16 protein-coding genes are annotated in these 18,724 nt (G+C 61.3%); 12 read left to right on the top strand and 4 right to left on the bottom strand.

Annotated features, from left to right (window positions below; translation table 11 throughout):
* Positions 1-18 precede the first annotated feature (18 nt).
* The 9 genes from G1C94_RS00385 (at position 19) to dnaE (ending at position 11,438) form a co-directional block, all read left to right on the top strand.
* Entirely contained in the window at positions 19-1,494 is a 1,476-nt protein-coding gene (locus tag G1C94_RS00385; protein WP_172143657.1) for a glycine--tRNA ligase, read from the top strand.
* 65 nt (positions 1,495-1,559) lie between these two features.
* Positions 1,560-2,756: a tRNA dihydrouridine synthase DusB gene (gene dusB, locus G1C94_RS00380; RefSeq protein ID WP_335341194.1), complete on the top strand. Its 1,197-nt coding sequence runs from the start codon at positions 1,560-1,562 to the stop codon at positions 2,754-2,756.
* A gap of 205 nt (positions 2,757-2,961) precedes the next feature.
* Positions 2,962-4,140: a cell division protein FtsZ gene (gene ftsZ, locus G1C94_RS00375; RefSeq protein WP_172143655.1), complete on the top strand. Its 1,179-nt coding sequence runs from the start codon at positions 2,962-2,964 to the stop codon at positions 4,138-4,140.
* A gap of 53 nt (positions 4,141-4,193) precedes the next feature.
* Complete coding sequence (locus G1C94_RS00370) at positions 4,194-4,658, top strand: cell division protein SepF (RefSeq protein ID WP_172143653.1); 465 nt, start codon at positions 4,194-4,196, stop codon at positions 4,656-4,658.
* A gap of 72 nt (positions 4,659-4,730) precedes the next feature.
* Positions 4,731-5,012, top strand: a complete 282-nt coding sequence (locus G1C94_RS00365; RefSeq protein ID WP_172143651.1) for a YggT family protein — start codon at positions 4,731-4,733, stop codon at positions 5,010-5,012.
* A 96-nt stretch (positions 5,013-5,108) separates the two neighbouring features.
* Entirely contained in the window at positions 5,109-6,290 is a 1,182-nt protein-coding gene (locus G1C94_RS00360; protein WP_172143649.1) for a DivIVA domain-containing protein, read from the top strand.
* A complete protein-coding gene (gene lspA, locus G1C94_RS00355) occupies positions 6,287-6,814 on the top strand; it encodes a signal peptidase II (protein WP_172143647.1) in 528 nt (175 codons plus the stop codon). Before G1C94_RS00360 ends, lspA begins: the two co-directional genes overlap by 4 nt.
* Positions 6,811-7,737 (top strand): RluA family pseudouridine synthase, encoded by a 927-nt coding sequence (locus tag G1C94_RS00350; RefSeq protein WP_172143645.1) that lies wholly within the window; start codon positions 6,811-6,813, stop codon positions 7,735-7,737. Before lspA ends, G1C94_RS00350 begins: the two co-directional genes overlap by 4 nt.
* Positions 7,738-7,892: 155 nt before the next feature.
* On the top strand, positions 7,893-11,438 hold the full coding sequence (gene dnaE, locus G1C94_RS00345) for a DNA polymerase III subunit alpha (protein WP_172143643.1): 3,546 nt from the start codon (positions 7,893-7,895) through the stop codon (positions 11,436-11,438).
* Between the two features lie 77 nt (positions 11,439-11,515).
* Here dnaE and G1C94_RS00340 read toward each other — a convergent pair whose 3' ends face one another.
* Together G1C94_RS00340 and G1C94_RS00335 are read right to left on the bottom strand one after the other, a co-directional pair.
* Positions 11,516-12,202, bottom strand: a complete 687-nt coding sequence (locus G1C94_RS00340) for an ABC transporter ATP-binding protein (RefSeq protein ID WP_172143641.1) — start codon at positions 12,200-12,202, stop codon at positions 11,516-11,518.
* Positions 12,203-12,213: 11 nt separating this feature from the next.
* A complete protein-coding gene (locus G1C94_RS00335; RefSeq protein WP_172143639.1) occupies positions 12,214-13,905 on the bottom strand; it encodes an ABC transporter permease in 1,692 nt (563 codons plus the stop codon).
* 188 nt (positions 13,906-14,093) lie between these two features.
* Here G1C94_RS00335 and dtd point away from each other — a divergent pair, with 188 nt between their 5' ends.
* On the top strand, positions 14,094-14,570 hold the full coding sequence (gene dtd, locus G1C94_RS00330; RefSeq protein WP_172143637.1) for a D-aminoacyl-tRNA deacylase: 477 nt from the start codon (positions 14,094-14,096) through the stop codon (positions 14,568-14,570).
* A 13-nt stretch (positions 14,571-14,583) separates the two neighbouring features.
* Here the strand turns inward: dtd and G1C94_RS00325 are convergent, their stop codons facing one another.
* Both G1C94_RS00325 and G1C94_RS00320 read right to left on the bottom strand, forming a co-directional pair.
* Positions 14,584-15,480, bottom strand: coding sequence for a carbohydrate kinase family protein (locus tag G1C94_RS00325; protein WP_172143635.1), 897 nt, complete (start codon positions 15,478-15,480; stop codon positions 14,584-14,586).
* Between the two features lie 41 nt (positions 15,481-15,521).
* Positions 15,522-16,733 carry an ROK family transcriptional regulator gene (locus tag G1C94_RS00320; RefSeq protein ID WP_172143633.1) on the bottom strand — a complete coding sequence of 404 codons (1,212 nt, stop codon included), beginning with the start codon at positions 16,731-16,733 and terminating at the stop codon, positions 15,522-15,524.
* Between the two features lie 181 nt (positions 16,734-16,914).
* Between G1C94_RS00320 and G1C94_RS00315 the strand changes: the two genes are divergently transcribed.
* Together G1C94_RS00315 and nagB are read left to right on the top strand one after the other, a co-directional pair.
* Entirely contained in the window at positions 16,915-17,820 is a 906-nt protein-coding gene (locus G1C94_RS00315; protein WP_172143631.1) for an ROK family protein, read from the top strand.
* A gap of 42 nt (positions 17,821-17,862) precedes the next feature.
* Entirely contained in the window at positions 17,863-18,675 is an 813-nt protein-coding gene (gene nagB / locus G1C94_RS00310; RefSeq protein WP_172143629.1) for a glucosamine-6-phosphate deaminase, read from the top strand.
* Positions 18,676-18,724: the final 49 nt, after the last annotated feature.

Here is an 18,724-nt window from a genome sequence, read left to right as displayed (position 1 = left end):
CAAACCAGAAGGTGCATTGTGGCTCAGTCCAAACTTGATGAAGTCGTCTCCCTTGCGAAGCGTCGCGGCTTCGTGTTCCCCGCCGGCGAAATCTACGGCGGCACCCGTTCCGCGTGGGATTATGGTCCGCTCGGCGTGGCGTTGAAGGACAATATCAAACGCGAATGGTGGCGTTCCATGGTCGTCACCCGCGGCGACGTGGTAGGCGTGGACACTTCCATCATCCTGCCCACCGACGTGTGGGTGGCCTCCGGCCATGTGGCGGTGTTCAACGATCCGCTGGTCGAGTGCCTGAACTGCCATAAGCGCCAGCGTTCCGACAAACTCGAGGAAAGCTACGCCGAAAAGCACGGCGACAAGCTGCCCGAGAACGGCATGGCCGACATCGCCTGCCCCAATTGCGGCGAGCGCGGCAAGTGGACGGAACCGCGCGATTTCAACATGATGCTGCGCACCCACTTGGGCCCGGTGGAGGACGAGAATTCCCTGCACTACTTGCGCCCGGAAACCGCCCAAGGCATTTTCGTGGACTTCAAGAACGTGATGACATCCTCGCGCAAGAAGCCGCCGTTTGGCATCGCCAACATGGGCAAGTCCTTCCGTAACGAGATCACCCCCGGCAATTTCATCTTCCGCACCCGCGAGTTCGAGCAGATGGAGATGGAGTTCTTCGTCAAGCCCGGCGAGGATGAGGATTGGCACCAGTATTGGATTGACGCGCGCACCCAGTGGTATCTCGACTTGGGCGTCAAGCCCGAAAACCTGCGCCATTATGAGCATCCGAAGGAGAAGCTCTCGCACTATTCGAAGCGCACCGTGGATATCGAATACAAGTTCGGCTTCCAGGGTTCCGATTGGGGCGAGCTTGAGGGCGTGGCCAACCGCACCGATTTCGACCTGTCCGCGCACGCCAAGCATTCCGGCGAGGACTTGAGCTATTTCAACCAAGCCACCGGCGAGAAATACGTGCCCTACGTCATCGAACCGGCCGCGGGCCTGACCCGTTCCCTGATGTGCTTCCTGGTGGATGCCTACGATGTGGACGAAGCCCCGAACACCAAGGGCGGCGTGGACAAGCGCACCGTGCTGCACCTCGACCCGCGTCTCGCCCCCGTCAAGGCCGCGGTATTGCCGCTGAGCAAGAAGCCGGAACTGCAGAACGTGGCCCAGCAACTGGCCGGCGATCTGCGCCAGCGCGAGTGGATGATCGATTACGACGAGGCCGGTGCCATCGGCCGTCGTTACCGCCGCCAGGACGAGATCGGCACGCCGCTGTGCGTCACCGTCGATTTCGATACGCTCGACGATCAGGCCGTCACCATCCGCGAGCGCGACGCCATGACCCAGGAGCGTGTCAGCCTCGACAAGGTGGCCGACTATGTGGCCGAGCGCATCGGCGAGAAGCACGTCAGCGTGCCGCAGATGCCGGTGTCCATGGGTGGGCAGGCTTGGCCTGATTCTGTTCATATCGCCGAGGCCGGCGGCCTGTACTGAGCCGGGTGTCGAGCGTGAGCGACGACCACGACATCGAGTATCTCGACGCTCGGGGCGATTGCCGCGTGGGTGTCGATCCGCGCTCGCAAAAGCGCTCCTCGCACGTCGCCTCGCGGCCCATGCGCCCGGTGAAGCTTGGCCCCATCAGCGTGCCCACCCCGGTGGTGCTTTCGCCGATGGCCGGCGTGACCAACTGGCCGTTCCGCGTGATTTGCGAGGAATACGGCCCCGACGGCCTGTATGTGGCCGAGATGATCACTGCCCGTGCCCTGGTGGCCCGCAATCCCAAGGCGTTGCGTCTGTGTCGCTTCGCCCCCAGCGAGAATGTCCGCTCGCTGCAACTGTATGGAGTGAACCCCGCCATTGTCGAACAGGCCGCGCGAATCGTGGTGGACGAGCACATGGCCGACCATGTGGACTTGAATTTCGGCTGCCCGGTGCCCAAAGTCACCCGTCGCGGGGGAGGCTCCGCCCTGCCTTGGAAAACCGATCTGTTCGCCGAAATCATCAGCCGCGTGGTGCGGGTGTGCGAGCCGGCGGACATCCCCGTCACCGCCAAGATTCGCGTCGGCATCGACCACGAGCACGAGACCTTCCTCGAAGCCGGACGTCTCGCGCAAGATGAGGGGTGCGCCGCCGTCACGCTGCACGCGCGCACCACCGCCGAATATTATGGCGGGCATTCCGATTGGACCCGCATCGCCCAGCTCAAGCAAGCACTCGACATCCCCGTGTTCGGCAACGGCGACATCTGGGGCGCCGATGACGCGCTCGCCATGGTCGAGCAGACCGGCTGCGACGGCGTGGCCATCGGGCGCGGCTGCCAAGGCCGCCCGTGGCTGTTCGCCGACATCAAGCACGCCTTTGCCGGTTCCGCTGAGCGTTGCAACCCCACACTGGGTGAGGTATGTCGCGTCATTATGCGCCACGCTGAGTTGCTCACCGAGTTCTATGACGGCGACGAGCGGATGGCCGTGCATGATTTGCGCAAGCATATCGCCTGGTACCTGAAAGGGTTCCCCGTGGGAGGGGCCACGCGCAAGTCGTTCATGGAATGCGAAAGTCTTGACGACGTGCGCTGCCAGATCGACCGGCTCGATCCGAGTGTGCGCTTTCCCGAACGTGTGGTTGACAAGCCCCGTGGGCGTGTCCGTTTCGCCAAGAAAGTGCATCTGCCTTACGGCTGGCTTGATTCACGCACCACCACCCATCAGGAACGCGAGACGCTGTTCGGTGACGACCCGATGGATGCCAGCTACTAGCCATCGCGCCAAATTGCCTTCGGGGTTATATATCGCCCCTGATAGAGCGCCTGTAATGCGCCGCGTGATGATTCAACGCTCGGCCAACCGCCGGAAAATCGGTGAGATTAGGTAAATAAACTGCGCACACGCGCACAAATGTCACACAATATCGGCCTGTTCTGCGCTACAGTTATGCGTGACCGTGGAATGACAGGAGCCAAACGTGAGCGAAATCGCCCAGACTGAGTTGAACGACAAAACCAATATCAAGGTCGTTGGCGTCGGTGGTGCAGGCGGCAATGCCGTCAACCGCATGATTTCCGAAGGTCTGCAGAACGTCGAGTTTGTGGCCATCAACACCGATGCGAAGGATCTGCTCCGCTCCGATGCGGATGTCAAGATTTCGCTCTCCGACAATTCCAGCCGCGGTCTTGGCGCGGGCGCCGACCCGGAGAAGGGTGCGAAAGCCGCTCAGGATCATCAGTCCGATATCGAAGAATCGCTTAAAGGCGCCGACATGGTGTTCGTCACCTGCGGTGAAGGCGGCGGCACCGGCACTGGTGCAAGCCCGATTGTCGCGCGTGCGGCCCGCCAGCAGGGTGCGCTCACCATTGCGGTGGTCACCCGCCCGTTCACGTTCGAGGGGCCGCAGCGTTCCGCTTCCGCCGAGCTTGGCATCACCAACCTGCGCGATGAAGTCGACGCGCTCATCGTCATCCCCAACGACCGTCTGCTTGAGCTTTCCGACCGTTCCATCACGATCATGGAGGCCTTCAAGACCGCCGATAGCGCGCTGCTTTCCGGCGTGCAGGGCATCACCGATCTGATTACTTCCAACTCCTACATTCACGTCGATTTCTCCGACGTCACGGCCATCCTGCGCGGGGCGGGCACCGCACTGTTCGGCATCGGTTCGGCTCGCGGCGAGGATCGCGCCACCCAAGCGGCCGAGCTGGCCATTTCCTCCCCCCTGTTGGAGGAGAGCATCGAAGGCGCCCACGGCGCGCTGATCAATGTCGCCGGCCCCACCGACATCGGCTTGCAGGAGGCTTCCGCGGCGGTTGAGCTGGTGCGCAAGTCCATCCATCCCGAAGCCCAGATCATCTGGGGTCTCGCGTTGGACGACGCATACGGCGACGAGGTGCGCGTCACCGTCATTGCCGCGGGCTTCGATGCCAACAAGTCCAATATGGGATCGGCCTCGAATCAGGAAAGCAAAGTGGAACCAGACACCCCGGTGGCACCGCAAACGCCGCAAACGCCTGCCGTTCCCACCGGGCAGGTGCCGTTCAATTTCGCCCCAGCAAACGGCGAAAACAACATCCAGTCGTTGGAGGATCTGCCGTCCGGCGACACGGGCGATGCAACGAATGATCTTGATATCCCCGATTTTCTGCGCTGATCAGGGTGAGCGGATCGTAGGTTTTTGAGGAACGTTAAGGAAAGGAACCTGTCATGGCCGGGTTTATGAAGAACGCAATGTCGTATCTTGGCATGTCCGATGTGGCCGAGGACGACGATTTTACCGTCGATGAGAGCATCGAAGAGGAAGAAGGCTCGTTCGATTCAGACCACACCGTCACCCCGATTTCCACGGCCTCGGCGTCTTCGTCCCGCACCTCCACCCCGTTCCCCGGCAAGCTCAGCCGCATCACCACCATCCATCCGAAGTCCTATGAGGACGCGCAGATGGTGGGTCGCGCCATTCGCGACGGCGTGCCCGTCGTGCTGAACCTGACCGATGTTTCCGAATCCGTGGCCTATCGCATCGTCGACTTTTCCGCGGGTGTCGTTTTCGGCGTGCACGGTTCGATGGAGCGCGTCACCCCCCGCGTCTTCCTGCTGAGCCCCTCCCAAGTGAACATCAAGGTCGAAGAGGTGGCTCCCGCGAGCTCTTCGCACGACCTGTTCGCTGACTGATTCCCCTATGGCCGTTTTCGCCCCGTTTTACGTCTCGGGCGAAATGCCATCCGCCCCTGATACGGTGAAGTCATGCTGTTCTATCTGCTGATGCGTGTCGTCAATGCCATCATTGACGCCTATATAGCCGTGCTCTTCGCCAGGATGATCCTCGATTGGGTGGCCGTTCTGTCCCCTCGCTGGTATCCGCGCGGCTTGCTCGCAGAAATCATCGACGTGATCTATCGCGTCACGGAACCCCCGCTTCGCTGGTTGCGCCGCTATATACCTCCCATTCGCATGGGTGCCGTCGCCCTCGATATGAGTTTCATCGTCCTCTATTTCCTCCTTGTGGTGCTCCGCGTTCTTATATGACAACCCCGTTCCCTGCGTGGGTGCGGGGGTCGTGGTATGGTCTTTCATGGTATGCACTTAAGAGAGGCGGCTGCCTCGAAGTGAGGAGTATTGGTTATGGTTTTGTTGACGCCGAAGGACATTCGGGAACATCAGTTCCAGCTCGTGCGTTTCAAAGAGGGATACAACGCCGACGAGGTTGATGAGTTTCTTGATCAAGTCACCGAAACCATTGAGGCGTTGAGCAAGCAGGCCGTTGCAGGAGGGCAGTCCACTCAGTCCTTGGGGCCGGATGTCGCGGAGCTGAACGGCAAGATTTCGGATCTCACCGCGCAGGTCCAGCAGTTGCAGAACGAAAACAGCAACCTCAAGAACGCCCAGTCCCTGGCCGCCGATGGCGACAAGGCCGTTATGGCGAAGCTGAGCGAGGCGGAGGAATCGAACCGCGGGTTGACTGCCCAGAACGAGCAGCTCAAGGGGCAGGTCGATCATCTGAACGCCCAGATCGATCAACTCACCGCCCAGGCGGCTCAGGCTTCGGGCAATCAGGAGGCAGTGGCTCAGCAGATCGCCGCCATTCAGCAGGAACGCGACCAGCTTCGTGCCCAAGGCGAGGATCTTTCCCGTCAGCTGCAGGAAGCCAAGCAGCGCGAAGAGCAGCTGCGCGAACAGCTTTCCAAGGTCGAGCCGAACACCGAGACCGGTTCCCTGCAGAAGATCGCGGGTGCCGCCGCTGCCGCCAGCACCGAACCCGAGCGCGCCACGGCGATGCTCACGCTGGCCATGCAACTGCACGATCAGTACGTCGACAAGGGCAAGGCGACGGCCACCGAACTCAAGGATCAGGCCCAGCGCGCCTACGACGAACTCGTTGCCAAGGCGGAGGAATACTCCAACCATACGCACACCGAAGCCGACAACTACAGCCAGCAGGTGCGCCAGCAGGCGGATGCCTATCTGCAGCAGACCCGTTCCGAGGCCGATTCGTATTCCGCGAAGACCCGTCAGGACGCCGATACCTATATGAACGGCAAGCATACCGAGGCCGACCAGTACGAGGCCGAAGTGCAGCGTCGTTCCGCCGAATACGATCAGCAGACCCGTTCCGCCGCCGATGAGTACGCCCAGCAGGTGCGCGTCAACTTGGCCACCCAGTCCAAGGTCGTCGAGGGCAACATCCAGGGTCTCAAGCAGTTCGAGACCGAGTATCGCGCCCGTCTCACCGAGTTCCTCGGCCAGTTGATGAGCCAGGTGTCCGATACGAACAACTACGACAAGACCGAGCAGCCTGCTCAGTGAACGGCAACAATACGACAGGACGGCTACGCTGGCGCGTGGCCGTCTTCGTATGCGTGGCGGCGGTGGCGTTGTTGATTGACCAGCTGTCCAAACAGTGGGCTTTGTCGGCGCTGTCCGACGGCCGCAGTCTGACGGTGATCGAGGGAGAGCTTTCCTTCACGCTGGTGCGCAATCCCGGCGCTTCCCTCGGTTTCGGCTCCGGGTTCACTTGGGTGTTTTCCCTGTTGGCCATGGCGGTCTGCGTGGGGTTGGTCGTGCTGGCTTTACGCACCACCTCGTATGCCTGGGTGCTCACTTTGGCCTTTGCATTCGCCGGCGCGCTCGGCAATCTGGTTGATCGCGTGGCTTATGCGGACGGTTTTCTTGATGGCAAGGTCGTCGATTTCATCGATTATGGCTGGTCCGTGGGCAATATCGCGGACATCTATCTGGTCATCGTTGGCGTGGCCATCGTGCTGATGCTGGCGTTCAATGTGCCGTTTGAGCGCAAAAGCGATGACGAACACAAAGGCGAACGGGCATGAGCCGACTTGTGCCCGCACCCGAAGGTTTGATTGGCTCGCGTTTCGACGTGGCCGTTGCCAAAATGCTGGGAGTGTCGCGTTCCAAGGCGGCCAGTCTGATTGACAGCGGGCAGGTGCGCGTGATTGGCCGGGAAGTGGCCAAATCCGCCGTGCTTCAGGCGGGGGAGACGGTCGAAATCGACCTCGTTGAAGAACGCCAAATTCCCGAACCTCCGGCCAACGACATGGCCGTTGTCTATGAGGACGACGACGTGGTGGTGGTCGACAAGCCGATCGGCGTCGCCGCCCACCCTTCCGTCGGTTGGACCGGCCCCACGGTGGTGGGCTCGCTCAAGCAACGCGGAGTGCATATCACCTCGTATGGCGCTCCCGGCCGCCAGGGCGTCGTCTCCCGCTTGGACGTGGGCACTTCCGGCCTGATGCTCGTATGCAAGTCCGAGCTCGGCTACGTGCAGATGCGCCGCCAGTTCGCCGAGCACGAGGTGGTGAAAACCTATCATGCCCTGGTGCAGGGCGGTTTGCGTGAAGACAAAGCCACCATCGATGCGCCGATCGGCCGAGCCAAGGTCGCCGATTTCCGATTCTGCGTCACGCCGTCCGGCAAGCCGGCCATCACCCATTGGGATGTAATGGAACGGTTCGGCAGTGAGGCCACACTGGTCAAGGTGAACTTGGAAACCGGGCGCACCCACCAGATTCGCGTGCATTTCTCGTCGATAGGGCACCCTTTGGCGGGCGATCACATGTACGGCGCGAACCCGGTGCTTGCCGCCGAACTGGGGTTGGAACGCCAATGGCTGCATGCCATGCGGCTTGAGTTCCGCCACCCGCGCACACATGTGTGGACCACGGTGACCAGCTCCTATCCGTCCGATTTGACTCATGCGCTGGAAACGATGCGTTCCCGCCACACCGCTCGGTAGCCGAAGTTTTCGCGCCGTCGTTTTGGCGTTTCGCTCTCAAAGCATGATTCGCCGGTTTTGTTTGAATACATGCGATTGTTGGGGCAGGGCATGCCGTTATTGCGCCGGTGGTGGGGGAGTGCGCTTGGAACACGGGATGGGGTACATTGGAACGTATGGCTGACTCGGGAAACTTCGTCCATCTGCACAACCACACGCACTACTCCTTGCTGGACGGTGCCTCGAAGATTCCTGATCTTGCGAAGCACGCCGTCGAACTGGGCATGCCGGCCGTTGGCATCACCGACCATGGCAACATGCACGGCGCTTATGAGATGTACACCAGTTGCGTGAAGGCCGGCGTCAAGCCGATCATCGGCATCGAGGCGTATGTGACGCCCGAAACCGCCCGCCAAGACAAATCCCGCGTGCATTGGGGCACCGAGGCGCAGCGCCGCGACGACGTGTCGGGCGGCGGCCTGATCACCCACCTAACCTTGTGGGCCGAAAACGACGAAGGCCTGATGAACCTGCTGAAAGCCAGCTCGGTGGCCAACTTGGAAGGCCGCGTGCAACGCTATCCGCGTATGGACAAAGAGGTGCTGTCCACCTATTCCAAAGGCGTGATTTGCGGTTCCGGTTGCCCCTCCGGCATTATTCAGACCAGACTTGCCCTGGGGCAATTCGACGAGGCGTTGCGTGCCGCCGGCGAATTGCAGGACATCTACGGCAAAAGCAATTTCTTCATCGAAATCATGGATCACGGCCTGAACATCGAAAACCGCAACGTGCCCGGCTTGCTGGAAATCGCCAAGAAGCTGAATGCGCCCCTCCTGGCCACGAACGACTCCCATTATGTGCGCGCCGAGGACGCCGAAGCGCAGGACGCCATGTTGTGCATCAACTCCGGTTCGCACTTGGACGACCCCGACCGTTTCAAGTTCGACGGCACCGGCTATTACCTGAAGCCCGCCGCCGAAATGCGCGAACTGTTCAAGGAATTCCCCGGCGCGTGCGACAACACGATTGAAATCGCCGAACGGTGCAACATCATGTTCGACGACCACGAGGACGGCGCGTTCATGCCGCAGTTCCCCTGCCCTGAGGGCTGGGACGAGGCCTCCCTGTTCCTGAAGAAGGTCGAGGAGGGCCTGGAGCGCCGCTACGACGGCAATGTGCCCGAAGAGGTGTCCAAACAGGCCGACTATGAATGCGGCGTGATCTGCCAGATGCAGTTCTGCGGATACTTCCTCGTGGTGGCCGACTACATCCAATGGGCCAAGGATCACGACATCATGGTGGGCCCGGGCCGAGGTTCGGCGGCAGGCTCGATGGTCGCCTATGCGATGGGCATCACCGAACTCGACCCCCTGAAGCACGGCCTGATTTTCGAGAGGTTCCTGAACCCCGAGCGTGTCTCCCTGCCCGATATCGACGTCGACTTCGATCCGGACGGCCGCCTCAACGTCATCGACTATTGCGGCGAAAAATATGGCCGCGACAAGGTCGCCCAATGTGTGATCTACGGTGTCATCAAAACCAAGCAGGCCCTGAAGGATTCCGCCCGCATCATGGGATATGAGTTCTCGATGGGCGAGCGGGTCACCAAGGCGCTTCCTCCCAGCAAGAACGGCAAGGATGCCAGCCTCAAGGAGATCTTCGACCCCACGTCCGGCCGCTTCGCCGAAGCGCGCGAATTCCGCGAACTGTATGACGCCGACCGTGACGCGCACCAGATCATCGATAAGGCGAAAACCATCGAGGGCCTGATTCGCCAGACCGGTGTGCACGCCTGCGCCACCATCATGGGTAGCGAGCCCATCACCGACACTTCGCCGCTGCTGGAGCGCGTGGACGGCACCGTCACCACCACCTTTGAATACCACACCTGCGAAACGCTCGGCTTGGTCAAGATGGATTTCCTTGGCCTGTCCAACTTGACGGTCATCCAGGACACGTTGAAGAACATCGTGGCCAACGGCAAGGAAGCGGTGGATTACACCAAGATCCCGCTGGACGACAAGGAAACCTACCAGCTGCTGGCGCGCGGCGACACGCTGGGCGTCTTCCAGCTCGATTCCGACGGCATGCGCTCGCTGCTCAAGTCGCTCAAACCCGATAACTTCAACGATATTTCCGCTCTGATCGCGCTGTATCGTCCGGGCCCGATGGATATGGACTCGCACAACAACTACGCCAAGCGCAAGAACGGCTTGCAGAAAATCGAGCCGATCCACCCCGAGCTCGCCGAGCCGTTGAAGCAGGTGCTCGACGAGACCTACGGCCTGATCGTCTATCAGGAGCAGGTGCAGTCGGCCGCGCGTATTCTCGCCGGCTATTCGCTGGGCAAGGCCGACGTGCTGCGCCGAGCCATGGGCAAGAAGAAGCCCGAGGTGCTGGCCAAGGAGAAGATTCCGTTCTTCGAGGGCATGAAGGAGCACGGTTATTCCGAAGAGGCCGCCCAAGCCGTGTGGGACGTGCTGGTGCCGTTCTCCGGTTACGCCTTCAACAAGGCGCATTCCGCCGCCTACGGCCTGATCTCCTATTGGACGGCGTATCTCAAGACCCACTACCCAGTCGAGTTCATGGCCGCCCTGTTGCAGGGCACCAAAGACAACAAGGACAAGACGGCCCTGTATTTGGGCGAGGCGCGCCGCATGGGCATCCAGGTGCTTTCCCCGGACGTCAACGAGTCCGTCTACGCCTATTCGGCCGTCGGCGACGTCGTGCGCTTCGGCCTCGGCGCCATCCGCAACGTGGGCGACAAGGCCGTGGCCGATATCATCGCCGAGCGCGAGGGCGAGCATGGCAAATTCGTCAACTTCATGGATTTCATACGTCGCGTGCCGCTGACCGCGTTGAACAAGCGCTTGGTGGAATCGCTGATCAAGGCCGGCGCGTTCGACTCCATCGACCCGAACCGCCGCGCCCTGTACCAGATTCACGAAACGGCCATCGACTCGGTGGTGGGTTTGAAGCGCAAGGAGGCGGAAGGCCAATTCGACCTGTTCGCCGACGCGGATGACGGCGGGGACATGGGCGACGCCCAGGTCAGCGTGCCCGACATGGAGGAATGGGACAAGAAAACCAAGCTCAATTTCGAGCGTGAAATGCTTGGCCTGTATGTCTCCGACCATCCGCTGTCCGGCATGACGGCTGTGCTGGCCGGATTGCGCGAGATGTCCATCGCGCACCTGATCGACCGTGCGAAGACGATGGGCGAGGGCCAGCAGGTCACCATCGCCGGGCTGGTCACCGGCGTGGACAGGCGCGTGTCGAAGCGGGGCAACGCCTGGGCCATCGTCACCGTCGAGGATTTGGAAAGCTCCATCCAGTGCATGTTCTTCGGCAAGGTGTATGAGGCCGCGGCCGCCGAACTTGCCGTCGATCAGGTGGTGCAGATTCGTGGGCAGGTCGACCTGCGCGACGAAACCGTGAGCCTGAGAGCCACCGAAATGCAAGTGCCGACGCTGGAATCGGTGGACGAACGGCCGGTGATCATCACGTTGCCGCAAGGCGCGCTCGATCGGCGCAACATGATGCAGCTCGGTCAGGTGCTCACCAACCATCCGGGCTATTGCGAGGTCAAGCTCGCCCTTATGGACGACAAGGGCAACGCCCAGGTGATGACTTTCGGCGATCGCTTCCGCGTCAAGCGGGACACCAGCCTGTTCGCCGAAATCAAGATTCTGTTTGGCGCCAACTGCTTGCCTGCCGCCTGACGTGCGAAGAGCGTCGGCCTTACGCTCTTCGCATCGGCTAACCCCCAAGTCACTATTCTCTATCCGGCTGGGTTGCGTCAGCTCCGGCGCAGGGGCTTGAGCTCGAAGAGATCGTCTGACTGCTGGGCGACGGCCGGGCTGTGCGTGACGATGATCACGCATTTGCCTTCTTCGTGCGCCAACGAACGGAAAATCGCCATGATGTCGTCTTGGGTGGCCATGTCGAGATTGCCGGTCGGTTCGTCCGCCAGCACGATCCGCGGCTCATAGCTCAGCGCCCGGGCTATGGCCACGCGTTGCTGTTCGCCGCCCGACAGGTGCAATATGCGCTCGTTCGCGTATTCGATCGGCAGCCTCACCTTGCGCAGCAGATCGGCGACCACCTCGCGTTTAGGGCGGTCGAACTTGCGCCCCGAAGCTTCCATCGACAGGATGATGTTCTCCGCCACCGTCAGCGAGGGCAGCAGATTGAAACTCTGGAAGATCACGCCGATGTCATGGCTGCGGAAACGGTATCGGTTCAACGTCGCCAGATCCTTGCCGTCATAGAGCACCCGGCCTTCACTCGGGCAGGTCAGGCCCGACAGCAGCGAAAGCACAGTGGTCTTGCCCGCCCCGGAAGGCCCGGTGATGGCGGTGAGGCTGCCCGGCCGGAAGTCGCGGCTCAGGTCGTTGACGACCTTCTTGCCGCCTTTCGTGTAGGAGTAGGTGACATGATCGAGCGCGAGGATGGGGGTGGTTTCGTTTGTTTGGTCGGTAGTCATGTCATGTCCTTTCAGGAGCGGTCGGCCAGAATCTGCAACGGTTCGTAGCGCACGATGGCAATCACGCCGACCAGTGCGGAGATCAGCGTAAGCGCTAATCCGATTGCTATGAGTTCCCCGATCACCTTGAAGCTCACCGTGGCGTTGATCTCGCTGACATAATTCGCGGCCTTGCCAAAGCCACGCTGGTCGTCGTTGCCCGGCTTGCCATCGGTGGAGGGCTTGTCGGAGGAGGAAGCGGAAGAGCTGTTTTCGTTCGAGCCGGAAGCCCCCGGGGCGTCGGGCATGTCCGCGTTGCGCCCGAACTGCGCCTGACGGTCCGACTGCTGCGACTGCTGGCTGGCGACCTGCTGGGCGAGCAGCTGATTGGACACTGGCACCGATGCCACGGCACCGCCCGCCACGCCCAGCGCAATGCCGATCATGGTGACGATGAGCAGCTCGGTGACGAACTGCGCCACCACCTTGACCTTGGTGATGCCAATGGCCGTGAGCACGCCGATCTCGTATTTGCGTTCACGCACGTTGAACAGGTTGATGACGATGAGCACCGCCGCGCCCACCGCCAGCACGATGATGAGCAGCGTCAACGCGAATTTGGCCAGATTGTCCAAGGGAATGAGGCTGGTTTCGTAATTCTCCACATCGGCGGATGAGACGGTGTAGTTATCGTCCAGGCCGGCTTTCTTCAGGTCCGTCGTGAACGTGTCGTAATCGGACTTGCTGGCAAGCACATAGGAGTAGCTCAGTTGCGTGCGCGAAGCGGAGGTGGCGGAGGAGCTGGAGGAGCTGGAGCTATCGCTTGATGAGCTTTCGTCAACTGCCAGCCCCAGCTTCTTCAACGTGTTGACCGAGGTGTAGATCGCATTGTCCGCATCGGAGGAGGTGCCTGACTTCGGGCCGCGCGCGTTCGCGTCGGACGACGAAGTGTTCTTGTAGATGCCGACGATGGTGAGTTGGTATGTGGTGTCGCTTCCCGACAGATCCGCCACTTCGATCGTGTCGCCGACGTTCAGTCCGTTGAATTGCGCCAGCGCCTGGGAAATAATCGCCTTGCCGTCCGATTCGTAATCGAACACCTCGCCTGAGGACATGGTGAACGTGCCGTTGGCGGCGTTGGCCACCGCCGTGTCGGAGGAGAAGCCGACGAGCGAGAAATCGCCGGAATCCATGCCGCCGGGGCCGCCGCCGGAGCCGTTTTCGCCGCCTTCACCGCCAGGTTGCCCGCCCGGAGCGTTGCCGGTCGAGCCGGAGGAATCGGAATTGCCCGACTGGGTGGAGGAATCGGTGCTGGCCGAGCTGGAGGATTCGACCGGCTGGAAGTTGTCGGTGGCGTTCACCGACGTGGTTTCGGTGTAATACGTCGTCACCGGCACGCTGGAGGCTTTGGCGTACTTGTCATATTCGCTGACCGTCAATGCGTCTTGGTTGAGCGCCTCACGCATGGAATCGACATCTGGCTTGTCGTTGCTACCGGACGAGGTGCCTTGTTGCGCCTGCTGCATCACCTTGTCTCGGTCCAGGCCGATGGTGGCGGTGACGGTGGTGGAGTTCAGGCCGTCGCGGCGTGCGGTTTCGGCCGAGTTACGGATGGCCAGTCCGATGGTGGCGGCCGCCGCGATAACGGCGACGATGATGGCGATAAGAATGTTGCGGCCAAGGTTGCGCACGACAGACCGCCAAGCGTTCTTCAACACGAACATGGGGGAGTTTCCTTGAATTATATTAAGCGGCTGGCCGGGTGCCTTGCCGCGCCAGAACCCATCATGCGTCTCGTGCCTGTATGCGCTCTTGTTGCTTTCTGGGACGCTCGCGGTGAACTTTGCAATGTTGCCCGAATGGATGCTGAATACTCGCTGGAAGCGCTTGCGGGGTGCGGTACAGTGGAGCCATGAAAATCGTATTGCAGCGTGTCAGCCAAGCCAGCGTCGATGTCATCAACGAACTGGGTACGCTCGACCCCACATTTGAGCCGCAGCAAGTAGGCCCGGGCTTCATGCTGCTGGTTGGTGTCGGGGACGAGGACGGCGATGAACAGATCGCTTGGCTGGCGCACAAGATTCTGAACCTGAGGGTGTTCGAGGATGAACAAAGCAAGATGAACCGTTCGATTCAGGACATCGGCGGCGAGATTCTCTCGATTTCGCAGTTCACGCTGTTTGCCGACGTCAAGAAAGGCAATCGCCCCAGCTTTGTCAACGCCGGCAAGCCCGAACATGCGAATCTCGTCTGGATCAAGTTTAACGAGGCGTTGCGTTCGGGCGGCGTTGTCGTGCGTGAGGGGCGTTTCGGCGCTCACATGCGCGTCGGCCTCGTCAACGATGGCCCCGTCACTCTCACTTTCGACACCGCCGCCCTCGGAATATAACTCGGCGTTTTGGCTACCTGCCGGCGGCGGCGAGGTAGTCGGGGATCTCGTCCGGGTATTCGGGCCACGCGCCGTTCTGCGTGCACACATAGGCGGAGGTGTTCACGGCCTTGCGGTGCGCTTCGACCAGCGAATCGCCGAGCAGGATGTGCGCGGTGAACGTGCCGGAGAAGGAGTCGCCGGCTCCCACGGTGTCCACCACTTCGACGCGCGCGGTGTCCACGGTCGAGGTCTCGCCCTTCTTGGAGATGATGGTCGAATAGGCGGCGCCGGCGGTCAGGATGATGTAATCCAGGTTGTATTGATCGAGGAACCAGCGGCAGGCGTCCTCGCCGGAGGTGCCGCGGATGCCGAACATGTCGCGTAGCAACAGCAACTCTTCGTCGTTGATCTTGAACACGGTGGCATGTTCGAGCAGTTCCTGGATGAGTTCCTTGGAATAGTGGTCGCCGCGCAGGTTGATGTCGAAGAACTTCATCGCGCCCGGCTTGGCGTGCTTGAGCAGCTCGGTGATGGTGGCGTGCGATTCGGGCGAGCGCAGGGCCAGGGTGCCGTAGCAGATCGCGTCCGCCTGCTCGACGATGTTGATGAGTTCGCGGGTGTAGAGAATGTGATCCCACGCCACGCCCTTGATGATGGTGTATTCGGGAATGCCCCCGCGCAGCTCGACCTCGACGGTGGAGGTGGGCCAGGCGTTGCGCTGAATGACGGCATGAATGCCGGCCTTGGCGGTTTCCGCCAGCAGCTCGTCGCCGAGTTCGTCCTCGCCGACCGCGCTGATGGAATAGCCTTCGGCGCCGTTCTTCATGGCGTGATAGGCGAAGTTCACCGGGGCACCGCCCGCGCGTTTGCCGCTTGGCAGCATGTCCCAGAGCAGTTCGCCGAGTGAAAGAACGATTGGCTTGCTCATTTTATGTGTTCCTTTCAGTGGGGGATGTTGTATCCGTATGGTTATTTCAGAGGAAAGAATTGCGAGGGGTGGTCGAGGAATTGGGTTGTCGCCACCGCCGCCGCGCCGAGCACGGTGGCGTCGGTGGGCATGGTGGACAGCGTGATGGTGGTGGTTTCGGCGATTGCGCCGATGGCACGCTGCTCGACCACACGTTCGATTTCGTCGAGCAGGGCCTGGCCCGCTTCGGAGACGATGTCTCCGATGACGATGCGTTCGGGGTTGAAGGTGTTGAAGATGATGAGGCAGCCGTAGCCGACGTACCGCCCGATGGTGCGCACCATGGCGCGGGCTTGCGCGTTGCCTTCCTGGGCCAGCAGGAACAGGCGGCGGCAGGCTTCGGCGTGCTCCATGCCGGCCGCGTCGGGGACAAGCGTGCCTTCTTCAACGAGCATGGCATGGATGGCCGGGGCGGAACAATAGCGTTCGAGGCATCCCACGTTGCCGCAGTCGCAAGCCCGGCCGTTCACGTCGATGGAGACATGCCCGATTTCACTGGCGACGCCGAGTGCGCCGTTGATGATGCGTCCATTGTCGATGACACCCAACCCCACGCCTTCGCCGATGAGGTAATAGGCGAGGTTGTCGGTCCGGTTGCCGGGGAAGAGTAGATAGTTGGCGAGCGCGCCGGCGCGGGCGTCCTGTTCGATGAACACGGGCACGCGGAAGGCGTGGGTGAACTCCTCGATGAAGTTGATTCTGCGCCAGCCCTGCATGGAGGAGACGACGGCGGTGTGCCCCGCGTTGCGCAGATACGGGCCGGGGACGGCCATGCCGATGGCGACGATGGAGCCGTCTTTGCTAAGCATCGTCTTGATGCGCTTGTGGATGGAGGCTATGGTTTCGTCGATGGTGTGTTCGTAGACGTTGGGCAGGGTGTCCAGCTTGATCGTTTGGCCGGCGAGATCGAATATGCCGATCTGCACCAGCGAACGCGCGAACTTGACGCCGATGATATGGAAGCGTGATGCGTCGAGCTTCAGCCCGATGGAACGGCGGTTCTTGGCACCTTCGATATCGCCGGTTTCGTCGATCAGGCCGATTTCGATGAGCTGAGCGGTGATTTTGGTGATGGCTGCCGGGGTCAGCCCAACCGCCTTGGCGATCTGCGCGCGCGAGCTGATGCCGTGGTGGTAGAGGTGGCGCAGAATGCGTGAGCGGTTGGCTTCCGCGACACTGGCCTGCGTCGCTGCGGTGTCGGTTGCAGTGGTCATATCGACACCTCCTTGCCATTCGCCATTGAATATGAACCTGATTAAGATATTAACTCAGTTAATCAATAGGTGGGGCACCCGGCGTGTCGCCGGACGTGTATGCTTGGAAACGTTGCGGTGTTGCGCGCAAAGGAAGATACCGAGTCTTTTTGCAGGGGCTCGGATTGGGCAAGGAGAGGCCATGACAACCACGAATCGCCCATACCGCATCGGCATCGATGTGGGGGGCACGAAAATCGCCGGCGTATTGATTGACGCCGCCGGCACGGTGCTGGACACTAGCATGGTTCCGGCCAGAGCTGGCTCGGATAATCTCATTAATGACGTCGTTCGCATGGCGAAAACGCTCTGCGCCACGCCGGTGCCGGTCGGCATCGGCACGCCCGGGCAAGTCGACAACGTCAACGGTGTGGTGAGAGCCATCGCCAATCTGAACATCACCGAGCTGGCATTGGGACCTGAAGTGACGGCACGCCTTGGCGTGCCCACCCATGTGGAGAACGACGTGAACGCGGCCGCGCTCGGCGCGAAGACGGTGGACGCCGGTGATGTCGGTGCTCACGACACCGTGGTGTTTCTCAATTTCGGTACAGGCCTGGCAGCGGGGGTTGTGTGCGCGGGAAAGCTGGAGAGAGGCTACCGTGGCGCGTTGGGGGAAATCGGCCATGTGCCCGTCGATCCCAACCGCTTTCTGTGCCCCTGCGGACAGCGCGGCTGCCTGGAAACCATTGCCTCCGGGGGCGCCGTGGCGCGCTTGTGGCCTTGTGACGGGCCGTCCATGCCGAATCTTTTGGCGAAAGCTTCCCAAGGTGACGTAGCGGCGACGCGTATACTCAATATGGTCACTTACGGTATCGGCGACGCCGTGCAGTTGGTGACCCAAGCGTATGACCCGCGCGTGCTGATTCTCGGCGGTGGCATGTGTAAAACAGGCCGGCCGTTCTTGGAACTCGTCACGCGGGAGTTGCAACGAAGGCAAGAGGGTTGTCATTTCCTGTCCACTATTGACATCCCCTCGAGATTACGTTTGGCTTCGACGGATCAGCCCCTCGGGGCCATCGGTGCCGCGCTGGCGCTTGATGAATAACACTTACACACAGCGTTGTGTAATCAGAAAGGAAACATAATTATGTCAGAGATCATCATCGTCAAGGATGAGCAGGAAGCGGGCGCGATTTACGGCCATTCGGTCGCCAATCTGATTAAGACCAAGCCGAATGCGGTGCTGGGCTTGGCCACTGGGTCGAGTCCGCTGGCCGCCTATCAGGCGCTCGCGGGCATCGTGCACGATGAGGGCATTGACATGAGCCAAGTGCAGGGGTTTGCGCTGGACGAGTACATTGGCTTGCCGCTGAGCCACCCCGAGTCCTACCACAGCACCATCTTCCGCACGGTGGTCGAGCCGTTGGGTCTTGACCCGGCGAAGGTGCACGTGCCGGGCGACGCGCTTGACGGCGCGTCCTTGGAAGACGGCGCGAAGGTCGCCGGTGCGGGGGCTGCCTATGACGCGGCGATAGAAGCGGCGGGCGGCATCGACGTCCAGATTCTTGGCATCGGCACCGATGGGCACGTCGGCTTCAACGAGCCGGGTTCCTCGCTGGCGTCCGGCACTCGTGTCAAAACTCTGGCCGAACAGACCCGCGCCGACAACGCCCGTTTCTTCGACAACGACGTCAATCAAGTGCCGACGCATTGCATCACGCAGGGCATCGGCACCATCATGAAGGCGCGTCATCTGGTGCTGTTGGCGTTCGGCGCAGGCAAGGCCGAGGCCATCGCGGAAACCGTCGAGGGCGGCATCAGCGCGTTCTGCCCGGCCTCGGCGCTGCAATTGCATCCCCACGCCACGATCATCATAGACGAAGAGGCCGCTTCGCGCCTGCGCCACAAGGATTACTACCGTTACGCCTACGCCCACAAGCCCGCGTGGCAGCATATCTGACGAGACGAACGGAACGTGACGACCGGCCCGGCATCGATGCGGCTTAAGC

The sequence above is a fragment of the Bifidobacterium panos genome (assembly GCF_012932445.1).
In the GTDB taxonomy this organism is placed as follows: domain Bacteria; phylum Actinomycetota; class Actinomycetes; order Actinomycetales; family Bifidobacteriaceae; genus Bifidobacterium; species Bifidobacterium panos.
The sequence above is the reverse complement of the archived record's forward strand: the minus strand, read 5'-3'. Positions and strand labels throughout refer to the sequence as shown.

What these genes read in the sequence shown, in the direction of transcription:
- G1C94_RS00370 (WP_172143653.1), top strand. Translation starts at nt 4,194, where the DNA reads ATGGCCGGGTTTATGAAGAACGCAATGTCGTATCTTGGCATGTCCGAT.
- G1C94_RS00365 (WP_172143651.1), top strand. Translation starts at nt 4,731, where the DNA reads ATGCTGTTCTATCTGCTGATGCGTGTCGTCAATGCCATCATTGACGCC.
- G1C94_RS00360 (WP_172143649.1), top strand. Translation starts at nt 5,109, where the DNA reads ATGGTTTTGTTGACGCCGAAGGACATTCGGGAACATCAGTTCCAGCTC.
- G1C94_RS00350 (WP_172143645.1), top strand. Translation starts at nt 6,811, where the DNA reads ATGAGCCGACTTGTGCCCGCACCCGAAGGTTTGATTGGCTCGCGTTTC.
- dnaE (WP_172143643.1), top strand. Translation starts at nt 7,893, where the DNA reads ATGGCTGACTCGGGAAACTTCGTCCATCTGCACAACCACACGCACTAC.
- G1C94_RS00340 (WP_172143641.1), bottom strand. Translation starts at nt 12,202, where the DNA reads ATGACTACCGACCAAACAAACGAAACCACCCCCATCCTCGCGCTCGAT.
- G1C94_RS00335 (WP_172143639.1), bottom strand. Translation starts at nt 13,905, where the DNA reads ATGTTCGTGTTGAAGAACGCTTGGCGGTCTGTCGTGCGCAACCTTGGC.
- dtd (WP_172143637.1), top strand. Translation starts at nt 14,094, where the DNA reads ATGAAAATCGTATTGCAGCGTGTCAGCCAAGCCAGCGTCGATGTCATC.
- G1C94_RS00325 (WP_172143635.1), bottom strand. Translation starts at nt 15,480, where the DNA reads ATGAGCAAGCCAATCGTTCTTTCACTCGGCGAACTGCTCTGGGACATG.
- G1C94_RS00320 (WP_172143633.1), bottom strand. Translation starts at nt 16,733, where the DNA reads ATGACCACTGCAACCGACACCGCAGCGACGCAGGCCAGTGTCGCGGAA.
- G1C94_RS00315 (WP_172143631.1), top strand. Translation starts at nt 16,915, where the DNA reads ATGACAACCACGAATCGCCCATACCGCATCGGCATCGATGTGGGGGGC.
- nagB (WP_172143629.1), top strand. Translation starts at nt 17,863, where the DNA reads ATGTCAGAGATCATCATCGTCAAGGATGAGCAGGAAGCGGGCGCGATT.